The sequence below is a fragment of the Pseudonocardia aurantiaca genome, from assembly GCF_039526725.1.
Lineage (GTDB): Bacteria > Actinomycetota > Actinomycetes > Mycobacteriales > Pseudonocardiaceae > Pseudonocardia > Pseudonocardia aurantiaca.
Genome location: NZ_BAAAJG010000036.1, coordinates 1 through 979 on the forward strand (window position 1 = coordinate 1; position 979 = coordinate 979).

Sequence of the window (979 nt, forward strand, 5' to 3'; positions counted from 1 at the left end):
CTGCGGGATCCGATGAAGTTCCAGCACTTCATCCGCTCGCAGAAGCGGCTGGCCGCCAACAACCTGCGCTCGCCGGACATGCAGTGGGACTTCTGGACGCTCTCCCCGGAGACGGCCCACCAGGTCACCTGGCTGTTCGGGGACCGCGGCATCCCGCGCACCTGGCGGCACATGAACGGCTATGGCAGCCACACCTACAGCTGGATCAACGCCAACGGTGAGACGTTCTGGGTGCGCTACCACTTCATCTCCGACCAGGGCGTCCAGTGCCTGACCCAGGCCGAGGCCGACGACCTGGCCGGCAAGGACGGCGACTACCACGCCCGGGATCTGCACGAGGCGATCGGGCGCGGGGAGTACCCGTCCTGGACGCTGAAGATGCAGATCATGCCGTTCGAGGACGCCCGGACCTACCGGTTCAACCCGTTCGACCTGACCAAGGCGTTGCCGCACGCCGACTACCCGCTCATCGAGGTCGGCAAGCTGGTACTCGACCGCAACTTCACCGACCACCACAGCGAGATCGAGCAGGCCGCGTTCGCGCCCAGCAACATCGTGCCCGGCACCGGGCTGTCCCCGGACAAGATGCTGCTCGGCCGCAGCTTCTCCTATGCCGACGCGCACCGCGCCCGGATCGGAGTCAACCACAAGCAGATTCCGGTCAACCGGCCCAAGGCCCCGGTGCACAGCTACTCCAAGGACGGCGCGATGCGCGTCGACAGCGTCACCGACCCGGTGTACGCACCCAACTCGGTCGGCGGCCCGCAGGCCCAGGCCTCGATCGACGACTACGCCGGCCACTACGCGCTGGACTCGGACATGGTGCGCGCCGCCTACACACTGCATGCCGAGGACGACGACTACGGCCAGGCCAACACCCTGGTCAACGAGGTGATGGACGACGCGGCGCGTGCGCGGCTGGTGTCCAACGTCTCCGGTGCCCTCGCCGGGATCGTCTCCGACGACATCCGCGAGCGTG

The 979-nt window shown here is 67.6% G+C and carries 1 protein-coding gene; it reads left to right on the forward strand.

Annotated features, from left to right (window positions below; genetic code table 11):
* Positions 1–979, forward strand: a 979-nt coding sequence (locus ABD143_RS38055; protein ID WP_343988744.1) for a catalase, incomplete at both ends; no start/stop codon positions are given.